The organism is Leucobacter sp. gxy201, assembly GCF_051043335.1.
In the GTDB taxonomy this organism is placed as follows: domain Bacteria; phylum Actinomycetota; class Actinomycetes; order Actinomycetales; family Microbacteriaceae; genus Leucobacter.
On the sequence record NZ_JAMXWS010000001.1, the window covers coordinates 12,240 to 32,518 of the forward strand.

Genomic DNA, 20,279 nt, shown 5'->3' on the forward strand with positions numbered 1-20,279 from the left:
CGACCGGAAATTTTTTTCAGATCTTGTCAACCGAGCGTCACGAAACGCGAATTCCGCCGTGTTAGAGAGTGCCCGGCTTCTGCCCTGAAGTTCCCCCCTGAACACATCGCGGGGTAGAAGCCGGGTCGGTGCAGCGCGATCTGGCGCTGCGGAGCAGACCTGGGGAAGAGGGTAGTGATGGAACTGCGGAACGAGTCGCCTCGCGGCGCGAGGTGGCGATTGAAGCTGAAGCGCGCGATCGCCGGAGTGGTCGGGTTCGCACTCGCGGCCACCGGAGCGGTCGCGACGTCGAGCGTCGCCTACGCCGCTGAGGGCGACGGCAACACGATCAACTCGATCACCCTCTCCACCGTCTACGACGGCGCCCAGGTGCCGAACGAGTTCGATGACGGCGCGAACAACGGCGTCGTCGCGAACAATGACGTCGTCGGGTTCCGCTGGGACCTGAACGCGACCGACCTCACCGGCGGCGTGTTCGAGCAGACTCTGCCCGAGGGCTGGAGCTGGGACCCGCAGTCGCTCGGCTCGCTCGACAGCTCGAGCAGCGCCTACCAGGCGAGCTACACGCTGTCGCCCGACGGCCGCACCCTCACCGCGACCGTGAGCATCGGGAGCGGCACGGGCAACCCGAGCGTCGTCGGCTTCGGCGTGCTCAAGGCGATTCCGTCGGGCGCGGTGCTGAACGGCAGCGTCTACGAGCCGGAGCTCACCGCATCGGTCGCGGAGACGCAGGTGACCGCGACGACCGGCCCGATCGAGGTGCGCGGCGCACCCCGCGCCGACATCGTGAAGACCCGCGCCGACAACAACAAGAAGTCGACCTTCGACTTCGGCGACGGCGCAGGCGCCGTGCCCGCCCGCTACATCGACTTCCCGATCACAGTGACGGACGCGGCCGGCAAGATCGGCGCGATCGACACCCAGCTCGCGCAGCCCTTCACCATCACCGACAGCTTCGCGCTCGAAGCCCCGAACGGTTTCGCCGACGCAGAGTTCGTCGCGCAGGTCGTGTCGGTCTCCGAGGCGAACGCGAGCGTCGGCATCGAGCAGTCGGGCAACAGCCTGACCCTGACCTACGACGGCTTCGCCCAGGCCCCGACGGCCTCGGCGACCGTGCGCTTCTGGGTGCGCGACGCCGAAGTGCCCGTCGACACCGTCGGCGCGATCAAGCTGAAGAACACCGTCGCCGCGGGCGACGGATGGACGAGCACGACCGGCGGGCCCGTCGCCGAGGAGCCCGCAGGCAACACCGCCGAGGGCACGGTGAACCGACCGCCGGCGCACGGCAACATCTCGCGCGACAAGTCCATCTGGCTCTACACCGACCAGCAGGGCGATTTCTCGATCACCGCCGACCCCTACCGCAAGGGCCAGCCGTTCCAGAACGTCAGCCAGAAAGAGATCTCGCTGGGCAGCGTCGTCGCCTCGCGCACCTCGCTGCGCCCCGCGGTCGACAACGCGACCGGCCAGGCGACGCCCGCGACGAACCTCGTCGCGTACGATTTCTGGAACCCGGCCGAGCAGCAGATCGTCGACGGCGCGAGCATCTACGTCGGCTCGAACAACGGAACCGCCCCGACGGATGCAGCGAACTACACGCTGCAGTACACCTCGGGCACCGACACCGCGAACCCCGAGAACAACACCTGGGTCGACTCGATCGCCGCAGCCGGCGGCGTCGCCGGCGTGAGCGGTGTGCGCATCGCCTACACCGCGGGCGCCTGGGTCGCGCAGAACGGCTACTTCACCGTCGCGGTGCCGCTGAAGATCGTGGCCCCGCTCGGCGCGAGCGTGCAGGATCACGCCCGCTGGTCGTTCACCGACTGGCAGGGCGCGACGCAGACCCCCGCCGTCACGCAGTACGTGAACATCGGCTCGTACCGTCTGGGCCTCGCGAAGAGCTCCGACCGCAGCTCGATCGTGAGCGGCTCGCAGCTCGCCTACACGCTCACGCCCACCGTGCAGCGCGCGCTCGGCGCGATCGAGGACGTCGAGGTGCGCCAGCTCCAAGTGGTCGACACGCTGCCGGCCGGCCTCGTGTCGGTCGACACGAGCTCGCTCCAGGCCCCGTGGCAGGTGACCCGCAGCGGCAGCGCCGAATCGGGCCTCGTACTGACCTTCACCTACGACGGCGTCGTGCGCACCGGCGACACGCTGCCCGAGATCACCTACACCGCCACCACCTCGGTGCAGGCGCCCGCCGACAGCCGCCTGGTGAACACGGCGGTCGTGAGCGCGGAGGGCACGCTGCAGCCCGAGCGGGCGCGCACCGCGACGAACACCGTCACGGTCTACCAGGCCGAGGTCATCACCGAGGAGAAGGTCGTCGTCGGCGAGGAGCAGATCGAGGTCGGCGACCCGCAGGTATCGTGGGAGGGCCGCTGGTTCAACTTCCAGACCGCCTCGCAGGGCGAGAGCCACTTCGTCGACGTGCTGCCCTACAACGGCGACGCGCGCGGCACGAGCTTCTCGGGCACCGCGAAACTCGCGTCGGCGGTCGTGACCGACGGCGCCGGCAACCCGGCGGCCGACGGCTACGGCACGCTGCAGTACACGACGGCCCCCGCGGCAGACGTGTATCAGGCAGCCGCGAACGATGACTCGATCGGCTGGGTCGACGCGACCGGCGTCGACCTCGCATCGATCGACGGCATCACCGCGCTGCGCGTGGTCGTGCACGACTTCGTGAGCGGCGCCGCCGGCACCGGCGGCCTGCTCGTCACGATGGATGTCGCCGGGCAGCGCTCGGGCGACCGCTACGTCAACACGATCAACGGCTGGCTCGGCCACAACGGCGAACTCGGCCGTTCGAACCCGGCCGAGGTGAGCGTAGTGGGCTCGTCGATCAGCGGCGTGGTCTGGGAAGACCTCAACGCCGACGGCGTGCGCGACGCGGGCGAGCCCCTCATCCCGGGCGGCACCGTCCAGCTGCTCGACGCCTCGGGCACCGTGATCGGCACGGCGCAGACCGCGGCCGACGGCTCGTACCTCTTCGACCAGCTGCACTCGGGCGAGTACCGCACCGTCGTCGACCCCGCATCGCTCGGGTTCGCCGCGAACATGGTCGTTGTCAACACGTACGACCTCGACGGCGATCTGAACAGCGACTCGGGGCCCATCGTGCTCGCGAAGGCCGAGCAGCGCACCCTCGTCGACTTCGGCTACATCACCCGCGTCTCGGATATCGATCTCGAGAAGACCGGGAAGCTCGCGGGCGAAGCGCGCGCGGGCGAGTGGGTCGACTGGTCGTTCACGATCACGAACTCGGGCGAGAACCCGCTGACGGCGGTCGAGCTGATCGACCACCTCGACGGGGTCGTCGACCTCGAGATCCAGTGGCCGGGCGCAGCCGGCGAGCTCGAAGCGGGCGCCAGCGCTCCCGCGACGGCCCGGTACCAGCTGACGCAGCAGGATATCGACCGCGGCTACGTGACCAACACGGCGACCGCGCAGGGCCTCGACCCCAACGAGACCCCCGTCGACGACCCCGCCGACGCCACGGTGACCCTGCCCGAGGGCGGTTCGCTGCAGCTGCTGAAGAGCGGCGAGCTGACGGGCGACGCCGCGGCGGGAGAGACGGTGCGCTGGAGCTTCACGCTCGTCAACACCGGCAATGTGACGCTCACGGGCATCGAGCTGCACGACGATCTCGCCGGCCTCGGCGAGATCGCGTGGGGCGAGTGGCCGGCCGAGCCGTTCGTGCTCGCTCCGGGCGAGCAGGTGCAGGCGACCGCCGACTCGGGCCTGACCCAGGCGCAGGTCGACGCGGGGTGCGCGGTGAACACCGCGAACGCCCAGGCGACCACCCCGGGCGACGCGACAGTGCCCTCGAACGAGGCGACTGCCGAAGCGTGCTTCAGCGCCGCGTCGTCGATCTCGCTGGTCAAGAAGACCAACGGGGTCGAGTACGACAAGGCGCCGGGCGCGCAGCTCACCGTGGGCGACAAGGTCGAGTGGAGCTACGTCGTGACGAACACCGGCGCGACGACGCTCACCGATGTGCGGGTCGATGACGACATGGAGGGCGCCATCGCACCCCCGGCCGGCTTCGACGGCGTGCTGCTGCCCGGCGAGTCGGTGACCTTCACCGCTCACGGAGTCGCGAAGCTCGGCCAGTACCACAACACGGCCGTGGCGACCGGCGAGACCCCGTCGCAGCAGGGCGTGACCGACGACGACGAGTCCTGGTACTCGGCGGCGGCACCGGTGCCCCTCGCGGTCACCGGTGGGCAGCTCGCGGGCCTCGCGGGCGGCGGTGCGTTGCTCATCGCAGCCGGTGCGGTGCTCTGGCTGATGCGCCGACGCCGCGCATAACCCGCAGCGGTCCCAGGGACCGCAGGGATCGACGGTGGCCCCCGGCGCTTGCGCGCCGGGGGCCACCGCTCGTCCGGGTGCATCGTCGCCGGGGCCGGGGCCGGGGCCGGGGCCGGGGCCGGGGCCGGGGCCGGGGCCTTGCCGATCCTTGCCGTGCCAGTTCGCGCACGGCCGCGAACGCTACGATGGTGCCCATCTGACCGTGTTCCGAAGGAGAACTACTGTGTGCGCACGCGTGACCTGTGAAAACTGCAGCAAGCCGACCTGGCAGGGGTGCGGCGAGCATATCGAAGACGCGCTCGCGGGCGTGCCCCAGGCCGACCGCTGCGCCTGCGCGCGCTGAATTCATCGGCGGGCTGATCGAGCCGGCTCGCTGAACTCATCGGCCGGCTGAACTCACCGGCCTGCTGGTCGAGACGGCCCGCTGAGCTCGCCTGCCCGCAGCCGCGCGAACGCCGCAGGCAGCGCATGCGCCGCATCGAGCGCCGTGATCGGTCGGCCCTCCGCCGCATCATCGATGCCGCCGCTCGCGATGCGGGCGGCGGCATCGTGCAGGTGGGCGGCCGCGGCGCCGAGCTCGGCGAGCAGCGCCGGGTCCTGCCGCACCGCATCGGCATGCGCGGCCACGAGCGCGCCCAGCGTTCCCGCGAGCACGTCGCCCGTGCCGGCCGTCGCGAGCCACGCGGTCGCAGGCCCCACGAGCACGGGGGCGGCGCCGGGAGCAGCAGTGATCGTCACCGATCCCTTCAGCAGCACCGTCGCACCGAGCGCCTCGGCGAGCCGGGCGACGCCCGCCGCCCGTGAGCGCTGCGACCCGGCATCGGGCGTCTCCCCGAGGCCTGCAGCGACCCAGAGCCCGGTGAACTCTCCGAAGTGCGGGGTGAGCACCGCGGGCGCGAGCGCCTCTCCCGAGCGCGCGATCTCGGCCGTGAGCCCCAGCGCCCCCGCGTCGACCACCACCGGTGCATCGCCCGTGAGCATCGCGCGCAGCTCGGACGTTTCGGCGTCCGGCCGCGTCGCCGCGTCGGTGCCCGAGCCGATCAGCCACGCGTCGCAGGGCCGCCCGCTCCCCTCACCGAAGACAGTCTCGGGGTGCGCGGCGAGTACGGCGGCGGCGGGGGAGGGCAGGCCGTGATCGGCCCGACGCACTTCGACCGGCGGCACGTAGCGCACCATGCCGATGCCGGCCCGCCAGGCCGCGGCGACGCCGAGTACGGCGGCCCCGGGGTATGCGGCAGAGCCGGTGCGGGCGCCGAGCACTCCGCGACGGTATTTGTGGTCATCGGCGCCGGGCACGCGCAACCAGGCGGCGGTACGCGTCTCATCCCAGCGGGCCGGCACGGTTACGCGTCTCCCTGCAGACCCTCGAACAGCGCCCGCACCGCAGCCTCTACGCGCGAAAGGGCCGCCTCGGCCGCGGCGCGCCGCTCGGCCGCCGTGCCCGTGTCGCTGAACGTGTCGAGATACACCTTCAGCTTCGGCTCGGTGCCGCTCGGCCGCATCATGATGCGCGAGCCGTCGACCAGGTCGAATCGCAGTACGTCGGCGGGCACCTCGGCAAGGCCCGGCTCGAGCAGATCACGCACCTGCTCGACCGCGACGCCCGCGAATGCGCTCGGCGGGCTCTGCCGCACCCGCTTCGACAGCGCGCTCGCCGCGGCCATCGACTCGAGGCGCAGCGTGACCTGCGTGCTCGCGAAGTGGCCGAATCGTTCGCTCGCCTCGTCGAGCAGGTCCCACAGCGTGCGGCCCGTCGCCTTGCACTCGCGCGCCATCGCGATGGCATCGGCGCTCGCCGAGATACCGTCTTTATCGCGTACGACCGCGGGGTGCGTGAGGTAGCCGATGGCCTCCTCGAACCCGAAGATGAGGTCGGGCACCCGCGACACCCATTTGAACCCCGAAAGCGTCTCGGCGTAATCGAGGCCGTAGGCGTCGGCGACGACGCGCAGCGCGGGCGACGAGACGATGGTGCAGGCGAGCGCGCCGCGCGGCTCGACGCCCGCGAGCTCGGCACGTACCCGTTCGCGTTCGGCGGCGCGCCAGCCGAGCAGCAGACCGAGTTCGTTGCCGCTCAGGCGGCGGTAGCCGCCGGCATCGCCGGGGCTCGTACCGGGCGCCGGAGCCGCGATCGCGAGCCGGTCGGCGTCGGGGTCGTGAGCGACGATGAGTTCGGCGCCGAGCGCCTCCGCGTCGCGGAACGCCAGATCGAGGGCGCCGTGCTCCTCCGGATTCGGGAACGCGACGGTCGGGAAAGCACTGTCGGGCCGATCTTGTTCGGCGACCGGATGCACCGCGGGCAGCCCGGTCGCGGTGAAGACGCGGCGGGCGATATCGGCGCCGACGCCGTGCATCGCGGTGTAGACGATCTCGAGGTCCTCGGTGAAGCCGATCGCGGTGCCGGGCGCTGCCGGCTCCTGCGGCAGGCCCGCCAGCACGGCCGCAGCGGTGAGCGCCACGTAGCGGTCGGCGACTTCGCCGCCCGCCGTGCGATAGGCGTTCGAGCGCGGCAGTTCGGCGACGGGCCCGGCCGCGGCGGCGCGCTCGATGCAGGCCGCGATCTCGGCATCGACCGGCGGCACGATCTGCGAGCCCGCGTCGGCGTCGCCCAGGTAGACCTTGTAGCCGTTGTCCTGCGGCGGGTTGTGGCTCGCGGTGACCATGATGCCGGCCGAGACGCCGAGCTCGCGCACGGCGAATGCGGTGAGCGGGGTCGGGCCGGCGACGGGCAGCAGCGTCACGGCGATGCCCGCGGCGGCCATGACCTCGGCGGCGTCGCGTGCGAAGACGTCGGAGTTGACGCGGCCGTCGTAGCCGATGACGACCGACGGCGGCGTCGCACAGGCTCCGGCTGCGGCACGATCGTGCAGGTAGGCGGCGAAGCCCGCGCTTGTCTGCGAGACGACGACTCGGTTCATGCGGCGGGGGCCCGGGCCGATCTTGCCGCGCAGACCGGCGGTGCCGAAGGCGAGGCGGCCCGAGAAGGCATCGCGCAGCTCGTCGATCGAGCTCTCGGAGCCGGTGCGGGCGAGCGCCACGAGGTTCAGCGCGGCGCTGCGGGTCTGCGGGTCGATGTCGAGCTCTGCCCAGGCCTCGGCCTGTGCGATCAGATCATCGAGCGCGGCGGGTGCAGCCATAGCCGGTTCCTCATCCCTCCCCGGGGACAGCCGGGTCGTTTCAAGCTATCACTTGAAGCCGCGCCCGCCTATCACGTGCGGCGCCGGTGTCGCGGCTCGGTCGTGTCACGGGTGCGCAGCGGCAGCCGCAGCGGCAGCCGCGCTGCTGCCGCGCTGCTGCTGCCGCCCGGTCGCAGCGGTCATGCCGCCCCTGCACCCGCGCGCTGCCGCCTGCCGAGTTCGAGCGCGTTGTCGGCCTCGAGCCTCGCCTGCAGCTCGGCGACGAGCAGCGCGAAGTGCTCGTTGCAGTCGGCGATCTCGGCTCCCAGCGCCCGTTCGGCCGCGTCGGAAGGCCGTGCCTCGAGCTCGAGCGCAGCATCGCGCACCCGGTCGAGCTGGAACGCGATGCGGGCGACGTGCTGCAGCACGTCTTCGTTGTCGCCGGTGGTGGTGAGAAATTCGGCCCAGCGGCTGAGCGCCTCCGAGAGCGCTCTGCGCTCGGTCGCGACGGTTTCGCGCAGGGCGTGCAGTTCGGCGGCGAGCTCGGGCGACGCCTGTCCGGCGACGGCCTCGGGGAGCCGCCGCGGCACGATCACCCCGTGCGCGATCTCGCTGCGGTCGTCGTCGGCGATGGCGTGCAGAAATTCGACGATCGCGATGCGGTTCACCGGCGCCCAGCGCTTCGCGGTCGCCCGCGCGACGAGCGAGCGGAGCACGAGCGTGGTGAGGAAGAACGACACGAAGCCCGCGGCGAGCCCCGAGAGGATGACGAGGTTCTGCCAGATGCCGGTCGCGACATCGATCCACACGATGACCACGATCATGAGCGCTCCGCCGACGAACGAGGCGATCTTGAGAATGCGCTGGCGATCCTCTTCGCGAATGCGGGTCACGGTCTGCTCCTTCTCGAACCGGCTGTGATTGCCGCCCACCATAGCGCGGAATCATGCCGCGCGGCGCGGCCTGCGGGGTGTCGCGTGCGGGTGCGGCTCCGTGCCCCCGGAACGTCTGCGGGACATCCCAGGCAGCGTGTGCCAGGATACCCGGTATGGGTATCGGAGTCAGGTTCGCGCCGCTGATCGTCGCCGCCGCGCTGCTGCTCTCGGGCTGCGCCGCCGGGACCGGAGGGGCAGCGGGTGCCGACGGCCCCGAAAGCTCTGACGGCCCTGCCGCGCCCGCGGGCGCGCTGCCGTCGCCGGCCGACGCGCTGCAGCAGCTCGGGCTTTCAGGCGATGACCCCCGAGGCATCGTCGACGCGCTCGACGCGCTACCCCTCGCCGAGCGCCCCGACGATCTCATCGTCTCGGTGCTGCCCAATGCACTGCGCGTGCAGCCCGACCAGCCCGACGAGCTCGTGCTGCCGCTCGAAGCGGGCGAGTTCTATCTCTCGATCGCTCCCTACAGGGATCAGACCCACCCCTGCACCTTCCACAGCCTGACGACGTGCGTCGGCGAGATGCGCTCGGCCGAGGTCGGGCTGCGCATCACCGACGCCGCGACCGGCGAGCTCATCGTCGACCGCCGGACCCGCACCGCCGACAACGGCTTCGTCGGCGTGTGGCTGCCGGCCGACCGCGAGCTCGAGGTCGAGATCACGGCCGAGTCGGCCGCCGGCACCGAGGCCGGGCGCACGACCGTGACGACGGGTGCCGGCGACCCGACCTGCCTCACGACGATCCGCCTGACCTGACCTGACCTGACCTGACCTGACCTGACACTGACGTCGCCGGCCCGGCCCTGACCTCGCCGGCCCGGCCCTGACCTCGCCGGCCGATCCCTGTCGACGCACCCGCGAATGCCCAAATATGTGCGTAATCCCGCCCGCATTCTGCACTCTTCCCCGCACTCGGCGCGGAAGCTCGGTGCGAAGGCTCGGCGCGGAAGCTCGGCGCGAAGGCACGGGCGGAGGGCCAACCGCGCGGCTACAAGGTCCCCGCTCACCCGGCGAGCGTCAGCCGCACCGACTCCAGCTGCTCGACCCGCGTTGGCGCGACGTGCACCGTGACGAGCTCGTCGGCGTCGGCGTGCGCGGCGAATTCCGCGAGCTCGGTGCGCACGCGCTCGGGCGACCCCATCGCCGTGAACCGCAGCATGCCGCGGATATCGCGGCCGGCGGGCGTATCGAACAGCGCCGAAGCCTCGTCGTCGGTGAGTTCGCGCTCACGGCCGCGCGACAGGAACGAGCGCACGCGGGCCAGCTCGCTGCGGGCGAAGAGGGCCTCGGCGGCGGCGTCGTCGGCGGCCGCGACGACGTTCACCCCGGCGCTCACGTAGGGCTCGGGGTGCGCCTCGCTCGGCACGTAGTGGCTGCGGTAATAGGCGACGGCCGAGGTGAGCTGCTGCGGCGCGAAGTGCGAGGCGAACGAGTAGGGCAGGCCGAGCTGGGCAGCGAGCGAGGCGCCGAAGAGGCTCGACCCGAGAATGGTGAGGGGCACGCGGGTGCCGTGCCCCGGGTAGGCGTTCACGGCAGTTCGGGGCAGATCGTCCGAGAGGTAGCGCTGCAGCTCGATGACGTCGCTCGGGAAGCTGTCGGCGGCCTCCATCGTGCGGCGCAGCGCGCGGAACGTCGCCCCGTCGGTGCCGGGCGCGCGCCCGAGTCCGAGGTGGATGCGGCCGGGGTGCAATTCGGCGAGCGTGCCGAACTGCTCGGCGATGACGAGCGGGGAGTGGTTCGGCAGCATGACGCCGCCGGCGCCGAGGCCGATCGTCTCGGTGTGCGCCGCGATATGGGCGATGAGCACCGAGGTCGCGCTCGACGCGATCGAGGGCATGTTGTGGTGCTCGGCGTACCAGATGCGCTCGTATCCGACCTGTTCGGCGAGACGGGCGACAGCGAGCGAGTGCGTGAAAGCGTCGCGTATGGTGCCGCCGGCCTCCACTGTCGCGAGATCGAGCAGGGACAGTTTCAGGGCAGCCATGCGAAGTGCAACCGGGGTCCGGTCCCGGGTATTCCGTTCGCCCCGAAAACGATCGACGCCCCTGCCCGGCGCGGGTGCTGCGCGGGCAGGGCATCTCGTCAGGGATCGCCCTGGGCGCGCCTCGGTTTCTTACTCCGGGTCGACGATGCTGAGCAGCACGTGCCCGTTCGGCACGGTCTGGCCGACCGGCGCGTCGATGGACTGCACGACGCCGCTGCGGTGCGCGTAGATGGACTGCTCCATCTTCATCGCCTCGAGCACGACGACGAGGTCGCCCTCGGCGACCGTGTCGCCCTCGGCGACGGCGAGCTTCACGACAGTCGCCTGCATCGGCGTGGTGACCGAGTCGCCGGCCGCGGCCGCGACGCCGGCGCCCTTCGCGCGCTTCGGGGCGGGGCCGCGGGTGACCTCCTGGTCGACGAGCGGCAGCAGCGTCGCGGGCATGACGACCTCGATGCGGCGGCCGTCGGCCTCGACGACGACGGTCTGACGCTTGGCGTCCTGCAAGAGCGGGGGCACCTCGCCCTCCCAGGCGTCGATGTCGTTCACGAACTCGCTTTCGATCCACAGGGTGTAGACGCCGAAGCGGCCTTCGGCGGCGACGAAGGCGGGATCCCTGACGATCTTGCGGTGGAAGGGCAGCACGGTGGGCAGCCCCTGGATCTCGAACTCGTCGAGGGCGCGGCGGGCGCGCTCGAGCGCCTCCTCGCGGGTGGCGCCCGTGACGATGAGCTTGCCGAGCATCGAATCGAATGCGCCCGAGACGACGTCGCCCGAGACGACGCCGGTGTCGACGCGCACGCCGGGGCCGAGCGAGGGGCGGAACACGGTGACGGGGCCGGGGGCCGGGAGGAACCCGTTGCCGGGGTCTTCGCCGTTGAGGCGGAACTCGAACGAGTGGCCGTGCGCGACGGGGTCGGCGTAATCGATGACGCCGCCCTCGGCGATGCGGAACTGCTCGCGCACCAGGTCGATGCCGGTGACCTCTTCGGAGACGCAGTGCTCGACCTGCAGGCGCGTGTTCACTTCGAGGAACGAAACGGTGCCGTCGCGGGCGACGAGGAACTCGCAGGTGCCGGCGCCGACGTAGCCGACCTCTTTCAGGATGGCCTTCGACGACGAGTAGAGGCGCTCGATCTGCTCGTCGGTGAGGAAGGGCGCAGGCGCCTCTTCGACGAGCTTCTGGTGGCGGCGCTGCAGCGAGCAGTCGCGCGTCGAGACGACGACGACGTTGCCGTGGGCGTCGGCGAGGCACTGCGTCTCGACGTGGCGGGGCTTGTCGAGGTACTTCTCGACGAAGCACTCGCCGCGGCCGAACGCCGCGACGGCCTCGCGGGTGGCCGACTCGAAGAGCTCGGCGACCTCGTCGCGCTCGTAGGCGACCTTGAGGCCGCGGCCGCCGCCGCCGAACGCCGCCTTGATGGCGATGGGCAGGCCGACCTCGTCGGCGAACGCGAGCACTTCGTCCGCGTTCTGCACGGGGTCGCTGGTGCCCGCGGCGAGCGGGGCGCCGACCTTCTCTGCGACGTGGCGCGCCGACACCTTGTCGCCGAGCTGCTCGATCGCCTCGGGCGAGGGGCCGATCCAGGTGAGACCCGCGGCGATGACGGCGCGGGCGAAGTCGGCGTTCTCGGCGAGGAAGCCGTAGCCCGGGTGCACTGCGTCGGCGCCCGAGCGGCGGGCGACGCCGAGGATCTTCTCGACGACGAGGTAGGTCTCGGCGCTCGTGGTGCCGTTCAGGGCGTACGCCTCGTCGGCCAGGCGGGCGTGCAGAGCATCCCGATCCTGGTCGGCGTAGACGGCGACCGAGGCGATACCGCTGTCTGCGGCGGCGCGGATGATGCGGACGGCGATCTCGCCACGGTTGGCGATGAGCACTTTACGAATACGCGACATGAGAACCAGCCTATTCCAGGTCGGGTCGCTCGCCTTGGATATACGTCACAAACCTTTCGAGAAATCGTTGCCGGAGTCCACTACGGAGCGTCGTTCGCGGCGCGACAGGGATCGCCGACCCATGAGGCCCTGCTGAGAGGTCTCGCTGCGACGCCACGCTGCGAGGCCCCGTGCGGCGCCCTCAGCACGGCCCCCGGGCGCGCCCCGTTAGACTGGATGCGTGGTGAATCCAGAGATCCAAGGCCGGGTATACCCGCCGACCGCCCCGTATCTTGTCGGCCGCGAGAAGGTGCGCGAGTTCGCGCGCGCCGTGCTCAGCGAGTCGCCGCTGCACCTCGACCCCGAGGCCGCGCGCGCCGCGGGCTTCGCCGACGTCATCGCTCCGCCGACCTTCGCGGTCACGGTGCAGGAGGCGACGCTGGCCCAGCTGCTCGCAGACCCCGAGGCCGACGTCGACTTCACCCGCGTCGTGCACGGCGACCAGCGCTTCACGTACACGCGCCCCATCGTCGCGGGCGACGAGCTCACCGCGACGCTCACGATCGCGGCGGTGAAGCAGCTCGGCGGCCACTCGATGGTGACCGCCTCGAGCGAGGTCGTCGACGCGTCGGGTGCGCACGTGGTGACCGCGATCTCGACCCTCGTGGTCCGCGGCGAGGAATAGGGATCGGGAGACAGACATGACTGCAGCACCGGATTTCGCAGCCCTGAGCGTCGGCGACGTCGTCGCCGAGCGCGAGCTCGTCTTCACCCGCGACCGCCTCGTGCGCTACGCGGGCGCCTCGGGCGACTTCAACCCCATCCACTACCGCGACGACGTCGCCCAGTCGGTCGGCCTGCCCGGCGTGCTCGCGCACGGCATGCTCACGATGGGCGCCGCCGGCTCGGTCGCGACCGACTGGCTCGGCGCCGCGGGCTGGGTCAAGGACTACCAGTCGCGCTTCACGCGCCCCGTGCCCGTCGACGCAGCCGACGGCGCAGCGGTCACGATCACGGCGACGGTCGGCGCGCTCGACGCCGATGCGCGCACGGCGCGCATCGATCTGAAGGCCGTCTTCGACGGCTCCACGGTACTCGGCAAGGCGCAGTTGGTGGCGGCGTTCGCGTGACCTCCGCAGACGCCTTCGACGCAGCGGCCGCCGGCGCCCTCGAGAGCACCGCGCGCCTCGCCGACCTCACGACGATGCGCGTAGGCGGCCCGGCCGATCGACTGCTCGTCGCCCGCACGCGCGATGAGCTGATCGCGCACGCGACCGAGCTGTGGCGCATCGACGAGCCGTGGCTGCTGCTCGGCGGCGGGTCGAACACGGTCGTCTCGGACGAGGGCTTCCCGGGCACGGTGCTGCTGGTGCGCACCTCGGGCATCGAGGCGGTCGACGACCCGGCGCTCTTGCCGGGCACGCTGCGGCTGCGCGTCCAGGCCGGGCACGACTGGGATGCGCTCGTCGCGGAGTGCGTCGAGCGCGGGCTCGTGGGCCTCGAAGCGCTCTCGGGCATTCCGGGGCTCGCGGGGGCGGCTCCGGTGCAGAACATCGGAGCGTACGGCGCCGAGCTGTCGGACGTGCTGCACTCGATCGAGTTTCTCGACGCCGGCACCGGCGAGGCGATCACGATGACGGCGGCCGAGCTCGAGCTCGGCTATCGCGATTCGGTCATCAAGCAGGGCCTCGAGGGCGTGGTGCTCTCGGTCGACCTGGTACTCGTCGACGGCGGCCAGGGTGCCCCGGGTGCTCCGGTCGGTCGCCGCCGCGGGCGCCACGGCGCCGACGAAGCAGGCGGCGCGGGCGCGGGCGCCGACCGCACCGGCGCCGAAGCCGGGGCGCTCTCGGCCCCGATCGCGTACGCGCAGCTCGCGAAGGCGCTCGGCGTCGAGCTGGGCGCGCGCGTGCCGGTCGCCGATGTGCGCCGCGAGGTGCTGCGCCTGCGCGCCTCGAAGGGCATGGTGCTCGACGCCGACGACCACGACACGTGGAGCTCGGGCTCGTTCTTCACGAACCCGATCGTGTCGTCGGGGTTCGCGCGCACGCTGCCCGAGGACGCCCCGCGCTTCCCGATCGACGATGTCGAACCGGCCGCTGCGGTCACCACCTTCGAGGAGCTCGCCGCGGGGCAGCCGCTGCGCGTGCCCGAAGCGGCGCGCGAGACGCGGGTGAAGCTGTCGGCGGCGTGGCTGATCGAGCGCGCGGGAGTGCCCCGCGGCTTCCGCCTGCCCGGCTCGGGCGCCGCTATCTCGTCCAAGCACACGCTCGCGCTCACGAACCGCGGCGGCGCGACGGCCGCGCAGGTGGCCGAGCTCGGCCGCTTCGTGGTGCAGCGCGTGCAGCAGGAGTTCGGCGTCGTGCTCGTGCCCGAACCGAACCTGTACGGCCTGGAGCTGTAGCCGGGGTCGGTCGGGGCATCGGCCGCGGCGCGCGTTCGCGGCCGGGCCATGCAGAAGCCAGGAGAAGCGCAGGTATGAGGGTACAGATCGTGGGCCGCGGCCGCATGGCGACCGCGCTCGAGGCGGCGCTTTCAGGGCGTTCGGGGGTCGACCTGCTGCCGCTCGCGGGTCGCGGCGCCGACGGCACGGTCGCAGGCCCGGGCGTCGGCGCGGTCTCGCCAGGGATCGCTGCGCGCACCGGCACCGAGCCTGTGCAGACCGAGACCGAGACCGAGACCGAGACCGGGACCGGGACCGGGACCGCTGGCTCCGCACGCGCCGACGTCGTCGATGTCGTGCTGCTCGCGGTGCCCGACGCCGAGATCGAGCGCGCCGCCCGTGCGATCGTGCCGGGCCCCCTCGTGGGGCACCTGTCGGGGGCGACGGGCATCGGCGCGCTCGCACCGCACGAGGCGTTCGCCGTGCATCCGCTCCTCACCGTCACGGGGCCGGGCACCTCGTTCGCCGGCGCCCACGCCGCGGTCGACGGCTCGACGGACCACGCGCTCGCCGCAGCCGAGGCGCTCGCACGGCTGCTCGGGCTCGAGACGTTCCGCATCGCCGACGCAGACCGCGCCGCCTATCACGCGGCCGCGTCGGTCGCCTCGAACTTCTTGCTCGCGGTCGAGCACTTCGCCGGCCAGCTCGCCGAGACGGCCGGGGTGCCGCGGGCGGCGCTCGTGCCGCTCGTGCGCGAGACCGTCGAGAACTGGGCCGAGCGCGGCGCCGCCGACGTGCTGACCGGGCCGATCGCCCGCGGCGACGAGTCGACGGTCGCGCGCCAGCGCGCGGCGGTCGCCGAGCGGATGCCCGACCGGCTCGCACTCTTCGATACGCTTGCCGAGGCGACGCGACAGCTCGCCCGAGAGGGAGCCCGATGAAGATCGTACGCACGGTCGCCGAGCTGCGAGCGACCATCCGCGAGCTGCGCGACGCATGCCGTCCGCACCACGGGGCACCCGGCGAGCCCGCGGGCGAGGCGCCGCAGGTCGGCCTCGTGCCGACGATGGGCGCGCTGCACGAGGGGCATCTCACGCTCATCCGCGCGGCGCGCGCCGAGAACGTCGTCGTCGTGGTGTCGATCTTCGTGAACCCGAAGCAGTTCGACGAGGCCGCAGACCTCGACGCGTACCCGCGTCAGGAGGCCGACGACGCCGCGCTCGCCGCGAGCGCCGGCGCCGACGTGATCTTCGCGCCGACCGCCGACGAGCTCTACCCGGCGGGCTTCGCGACGACCGTGAGCGTGCGCGGTACCGTCGCCGAGACGCTCGAGGGGGCGGCGCGCGGCGGCGCGCACTTCGACGGCGTCGCGACCGTCGTCTCGAAGCTGCTCATCGCGGCGCTGCCCGACCGGGCGTACTTCGGGCGCAAAGACGCCCAGCAGCTCGCCGTCGTCGAGCGCATGGCCGCCGACCTCGGGCTGCCCGTGACCATCGTGGGCTGCCCGACGTCGCGCGACGACGACGGGCTGGCCCGTTCGAGCCGCAACGTCCGCCTCGATCAGGCGGCGCGGCGGAAGGCGCTGGCGATCCCCGGCGCCCTCGATACCGCGGCCCGTCGGGTCGCGGGGGGCGAGCGCGACCTCGCGGCCCTCGGCGCCGAGCTCGAGGCCGGGCTCGCAGAGGCCGGGCTGGGCGTCGACTACGTCGCGTTCGTCGACCCGAAGAGTTTCGAGGCGGCTACCGCCCCCGACGGCCCCGTGCTGTGCGCGATCGCGGCGCGGGTCGGCGAAGTGCGCCTCATCGACAATCACATGCTGAACGTTGGAGACTGAAGCCATGGCGAAGATCACCATTCCGAATCTGATGCAGAAGAAGGCCGACCGCGAGCCCATCGCGATGGTCACCGCCTACGACTACCCGGGCGCGCGCATGGCCGAGCGCGCGGGCGTCGACATGGTGCTCGTCGGCGACTCGGGCGCGCAGGTCGTGCTCGGCTACTCGTCGACCGTCGAGGTCACCGTCGACGAGATGCTCGTGCTCGCGCGCGCCGTGCACCGCGGCATCGAGAGCGCCTTCATCGTGTGCGACGTGCCGTTCGGGTCGACCGAGCAGTCGGATGCCCAGGCCGTCGCGACCGCGATGCGCTTCGCGAAGGAGGCGGGGGCCGACAGCATCAAGATCGAGGGCGGCGGGGCGCCGCAGCTCAGCCGGATCCGCGCGATCGTCGCGGCCGGCATCCCGGTCGTCGGCCACGTCGGCCTCACGCCGCAGACCGCGACCGCGCTCGGCGGGCTGCGCGCCCAGGGCCGTACGGTCGCCAGCGCCGAACGCATCGTGCGCGAGGCGCTCGCGGTGCAGGAGGCGGGGGCGTTCTGCATCGTCGTCGAGGCCGTACCCGCCGAGATCACGGCGGTGCTGAGCGACGTGCTCGACATCCCGATCATCGGCATCGGCGCCGGCCCGACCGACGGCCAGGTGCTCGTGCTGCACGACCTCGTCGGTCTCACCGAGGGCAAGGGCGCGAAGTTCGTGAAGCGCTTCGGCACCGTCGGCGACGACATGACCGCCGCGATCGCCGCCTATGTCGCCGAGGTGCGTTCGGGCGCGTTCCCGGCCGATGCGCACCAGTACGCCGCGGCCGCCGACGCGGTCGAGGCGGCGCGCAGCATGGCGGCTCAGCTCGGCGAGGGCTGACCCCGGCGGGCAGCCCCATCGGTTCGGAACGGCCGGCCGTGCCGGCCGCCGAGCCCGGCTCAGGCGCCGAGCTCGGCGACCCGGTCGAGGCCCCAGCGCAGGTCGCGCATGAGGTCATCGGCCGATTCGAGCCCGATCGAGAGGCGCAAGAGGCCCGGCGTGATGCCGAGCTTCTCGTTGAGCTCGGGGCTGAACGAGGCGTGCGTCGACGTGCCGGGGTGCAGCACCATCGAGCGGGTGTCGCCGATCCCTGTCATGCGCGAGAAGATGCGCAGCCCGTTCACGAAGGCGCGCGCCCCGTCGATGCCGCCGCGCACGGTCACGCCGAACACCGAGCCGGTCTTGCCGTAGCCCGCGGCGTCGGCGCCGTAGTCGCGCACGGCGAGATCGTGGAGCGGGCTCGAGGGCAGGCCGGCGTAGTCGACCGATTCGACCTCGGGCTGCGTCTCGAGCCACGCGGCGATCGCGATCGACGAGGCGACGTGCCGCTCCACGCGCAGCGACAGCGTCTCCATGCCCTGGTGCAGCAGAAACCCGTTGAAGGGCGACAGCGACGGGCCGATGTCGTTCACGACCGACTCGCGCACGGCGCGGGCGTAGGCGGCGCGGCCGAAGCGTTCGAGCATCGGGGCGACGCCCGCGCGGCTCGACTGCGTGATGAGCGGGAACGAGCGCCCGGCCGCCTCGGCTGCGGCCCAGTCGAAGTTGCCGCCGTCGACGACGGCGCCGCCGACCGCAGCCCCGTGGCCGGTGAGGAACTTGGTCGTCGAGTGCACGACGATGTTGCAGCCGTGCTCGAACGGGCGGATCAGCGCCGGCGTGCCGACGGTGTTGTCGACGACGACCGGCAGGTGGTACCGCGCCGCGACCTCAGCGATGCGGCGCAGGTCGGTGATGTCGTTGCGGGGGTTCGGGATGGTCTCGGTGAAGATCGCCTTCGTGTTCGGGCGGATGGCCCGCTCCCATGCTTCGTCGTCATCGGCATCCCACACATAATCGGTCTCGATGCCGAAGCGGGCGAAGCTGCGGCCGAAGAGGATGCGGGTGCCGCCGTAGATCGAACCGGTCGAGACGATATGGTCGCCGCTGCGGGCGAGCGTGAAGAGCGCGGCAGAGATGGCGGCCTGCCCGCTCGAGACCGCGACCGAGACCTCGCCGCCCTCGAGCGAGGCGAGGCGGTCTTCGGCGACCCAGTTGGTGGGGTTGCCCTGGCGGGAGTAGATCGGCGATTTCTCGCTCGGCGAGAACGCTTCGGCGCCGTGCTCCTCGGCGAACCCGGCCTCCTCGGGCTGCCAGTGGATGCTGCCGTTGAAGCGGTTCACCTGATCGTCGAAGTCGTCGAAGAGGTAGCCCGCCGAGAGCGCGAGGGGCGGCACGCGCAGCCCGTGGTTCTTGTCGGGGTACTCGCCGGCGTGCACCTGGCGGGTGTCGAAGTCGAAGCCGTCCCAGTCGTAGATGGGATCGATGGCGTCCGCGGTCATGCCGGGTTCTCCTGCGAGTCGATGGTCGGTGGGACTGGGGAAACGGGGGTCGATGTCTGCGTCGATGCCGGCGGGGCCTGCGCCGGCGGGGCGCCCTCGGCGGCCCGCAGCACCGCGGCGACGCGGCGCACCGCCTCGCGCAGGGTCGCGGGCGCGCAGGCGAGGTTGACGCGTACGTGCCCGGCGCCCTCGCCGCCGAAATGCAGGCCGTCGCCGAACGCGACGCGGCCCTCGTCGAGGATGCGCTCGTACGCGCGCTCGCCGAGCGCCGTGCCGCGGAAGTCGAGCCAGGCGAGGTAGCCCGCCGCCGGCTTCGTGCGCCGCACGCCGGGCAGATGCTCGGCGACGAGCTCGCCGAGCAGGGCGTCGTTCCGCTCGATCTGCGCGATGGCGCGGTCGAGCCAGTCGCGGCCGTCGGCGAACGCCGAGACGTTCGCGTGCAGGCCGAGGATGCTCGCGCGGGTCACGGTCTCGGGCGGCAGCCGCTTCAGCCCCTCGTTCGCGCGCTCATCGGCGGCGACGATGACCGAGCACTTGCCGCCCGCGAGGTTCCACCCCTTGCTCGCCGACGTCACGGTCACCGAGAGCGCGCCTGCGGCGGCGGCGATGGGGGCGAACGGTACGAACGTCTCGCCCGCATGGGTGAGGGGTGCGTGGATCTCGTCGGAGACGACGAGCACGTCGTAGCGGGCGGCGAGGCGGGCGAGCTCGGCGAGTTCGTCGCGGGTGTGCACGGTGCCGTGCGGGTTGTGGGGGTTGCACAGGATCAGCGCGTCGATGCCGGCACCGGAGCCGGATCCGGAGCCGGTGCCGGAGGCGAGGCCGGTGCCGAGGCCGGAGCCCGCGAACTCGCGCTCGAGCGCGGCGAGGTCGAGTCGGGCCGGGGCGATGGCGCCCGCGGGGAGCCCCGCGGCGACCGCAGCAGGTCCGGCCCCCGCATCATTCCCCACCGCCGCATCCTCGCGCAGCGGCACCTCGACCACGTCGAACGGCACTTCTTCGAGCATCTCGAAGAATCCGGGGTAGGTCGGCACGGGCACCGCGATGCGGCCGCCCTCCGGCCGCAGCACGCGCAGCGCCTCGACGACGCCGGTGGCGACGTCGGTCGCGAGGTGCACATGGTCGTGCGGCACGGTCCACGCCCAGCGATCCCTGCAGAAATCGGCGAACGCCGCGGCGAGCGGGCCGGGGCCGTCGAGATAGCCGGTGTCCGAGGCCTCGATGCGCTCGACGAGCGTGCGCCTGATCACGGGGGCGACCGCGAAATCCATCTCGGCGACGAAGAGCGGCAGCACGTCGGCGGCGAAGCGCGTCCACTTGAGGCTCGTGCGCCGGGTGCGCAGCAGAGCCGGGTCGAGGTCGTCGAAGGGCACCCCGCTCGGGTCGAGACAGTCGTCGTGGTCGCTCATTCCCCCATGCTCTCGCGGGGCTGCCCGCTCCGCGAGCGGGGGAGTAAGACGGCGTCACACTTCGTTGAACACCTCAATCGTCGCCCGGCG

Annotated in this window: 15 protein-coding genes; 8 read left to right on the plus strand and 7 right to left on the minus strand. The window is 72.2% G+C overall.

Translation table 11 applies throughout. The features are described from left to right. Window positions 1-219: 219 nt before the first annotated feature. Window positions 220-4,314 carry a DUF7507 domain-containing protein gene (locus NHL51_RS00060; protein WP_434140852.1) on the plus strand — a complete coding sequence of 1,365 codons (4,095 nt, stop codon included), beginning with the start codon at window positions 220-222 and terminating at the stop codon, window positions 4,312-4,314. Window positions 4,315-4,710: 396 nt separating this feature from the next. Here the strand turns inward: NHL51_RS00060 and NHL51_RS00065 are convergent, their stop codons facing one another. The 3 genes from NHL51_RS00065 to NHL51_RS00075 form a co-directional block, all read right to left on the minus strand. Further along, window positions 4,711-5,655, minus strand: coding sequence for an ADP-dependent NAD(P)H-hydrate dehydratase (locus NHL51_RS00065; protein WP_434140853.1), 945 nt, complete (start codon window positions 5,653-5,655; stop codon window positions 4,711-4,713). A 2-nt stretch (window positions 5,656-5,657) separates the two neighbouring features. After that, the gene (locus NHL51_RS00070; RefSeq protein WP_434140855.1) at window positions 5,658-7,451 is read right to left on the minus strand and encodes a phospho-sugar mutase; all 1,794 of its coding nucleotides are present in this window, start codon (window positions 7,449-7,451) and stop codon (window positions 5,658-5,660) included. A gap of 179 nt (window positions 7,452-7,630) precedes the next feature. After that, the gene (locus NHL51_RS00075; RefSeq protein WP_434140856.1) at window positions 7,631-8,323 is read right to left on the minus strand and encodes a hypothetical protein; all 693 of its coding nucleotides are present in this window, start codon (window positions 8,321-8,323) and stop codon (window positions 7,631-7,633) included. A 155-nt stretch (window positions 8,324-8,478) separates the two neighbouring features. On the opposite strand from NHL51_RS00075, the gene NHL51_RS00080 reads away from it, so the two are divergent. Beyond that, the gene (locus NHL51_RS00080; RefSeq protein WP_434140858.1) at window positions 8,479-9,120 is read left to right on the plus strand and encodes a CueP family metal-binding protein; all 642 of its coding nucleotides are present in this window, start codon (window positions 8,479-8,481) and stop codon (window positions 9,118-9,120) included. Between the two features lie 247 nt (window positions 9,121-9,367). On the opposite strand, the gene NHL51_RS00085 is transcribed toward NHL51_RS00080, so the two are convergent. Continuing rightward, window positions 9,368-10,348, minus strand: coding sequence for an LLM class flavin-dependent oxidoreductase (locus NHL51_RS00085; RefSeq protein WP_434140859.1), 981 nt, complete (start codon window positions 10,346-10,348; stop codon window positions 9,368-9,370). Window positions 10,349-10,477: 129 nt separating this feature from the next. Continuing rightward, on the minus strand, window positions 10,478-12,244 hold the full coding sequence (locus tag NHL51_RS00090) for an acetyl/propionyl/methylcrotonyl-CoA carboxylase subunit alpha (protein WP_434140861.1): 1,767 nt from the start codon (window positions 12,242-12,244) through the stop codon (window positions 10,478-10,480). 220 nt (window positions 12,245-12,464) lie between these two features. Between NHL51_RS00090 and NHL51_RS00095 the strand changes: the two genes are divergently transcribed. From NHL51_RS00095 to panB, 6 genes are all read left to right on the plus strand, one after another. Further along, window positions 12,465-12,908 carry an FAS1-like dehydratase domain-containing protein gene (locus tag NHL51_RS00095; RefSeq protein ID WP_434140862.1) on the plus strand — a complete coding sequence of 148 codons (444 nt, stop codon included), beginning with the start codon at window positions 12,465-12,467 and terminating at the stop codon, window positions 12,906-12,908. A gap of 16 nt (window positions 12,909-12,924) precedes the next feature. Continuing rightward, window positions 12,925-13,353 carry a MaoC/PaaZ C-terminal domain-containing protein gene (locus NHL51_RS00100; RefSeq protein ID WP_434140864.1) on the plus strand — a complete coding sequence of 143 codons (429 nt, stop codon included), beginning with the start codon at window positions 12,925-12,927 and terminating at the stop codon, window positions 13,351-13,353. 74 nt (window positions 13,354-13,427) lie between these two features. Continuing rightward, complete coding sequence (locus NHL51_RS00105; protein ID WP_434141664.1) at window positions 13,428-14,624, plus strand: FAD-binding protein; 1,197 nt, start codon at window positions 13,428-13,430, stop codon at window positions 14,622-14,624. A 74-nt stretch (window positions 14,625-14,698) separates the two neighbouring features. After that, window positions 14,699-15,544: a DUF2520 domain-containing protein gene (locus tag NHL51_RS00110; RefSeq protein ID WP_434140866.1), complete on the plus strand. Its 846-nt coding sequence runs from the start codon at window positions 14,699-14,701 to the stop codon at window positions 15,542-15,544. Then, window positions 15,541-16,437 carry a pantoate--beta-alanine ligase gene (gene panC / locus NHL51_RS00115; RefSeq protein ID WP_434140868.1) on the plus strand — a complete coding sequence of 299 codons (897 nt, stop codon included), beginning with the start codon at window positions 15,541-15,543 and terminating at the stop codon, window positions 16,435-16,437. The genes NHL51_RS00110 and panC overlap by 4 nt, the downstream gene beginning before the upstream one ends. A gap of 4 nt (window positions 16,438-16,441) precedes the next feature. Further along, the gene (gene panB / locus NHL51_RS00120; protein ID WP_434140869.1) at window positions 16,442-17,299 is read left to right on the plus strand and encodes a 3-methyl-2-oxobutanoate hydroxymethyltransferase; all 858 of its coding nucleotides are present in this window, start codon (window positions 16,442-16,444) and stop codon (window positions 17,297-17,299) included. Between the two features lie 59 nt (window positions 17,300-17,358). On the opposite strand, the gene NHL51_RS00125 is transcribed toward panB, so the two are convergent. Beyond that, window positions 17,359-18,780, minus strand: a complete 1,422-nt coding sequence (locus NHL51_RS00125) for an O-acetylhomoserine aminocarboxypropyltransferase/cysteine synthase family protein (protein WP_434140871.1) — start codon at window positions 18,778-18,780, stop codon at window positions 17,359-17,361. Next, complete coding sequence (locus NHL51_RS00130) at window positions 18,777-20,189, minus strand: MalY/PatB family protein (protein ID WP_434140872.1); 1,413 nt, start codon at window positions 20,187-20,189, stop codon at window positions 18,777-18,779. The genes NHL51_RS00125 and NHL51_RS00130 overlap by 4 nt, the downstream gene beginning before the upstream one ends. Window positions 20,190-20,279 lie beyond the last annotated feature (90 nt).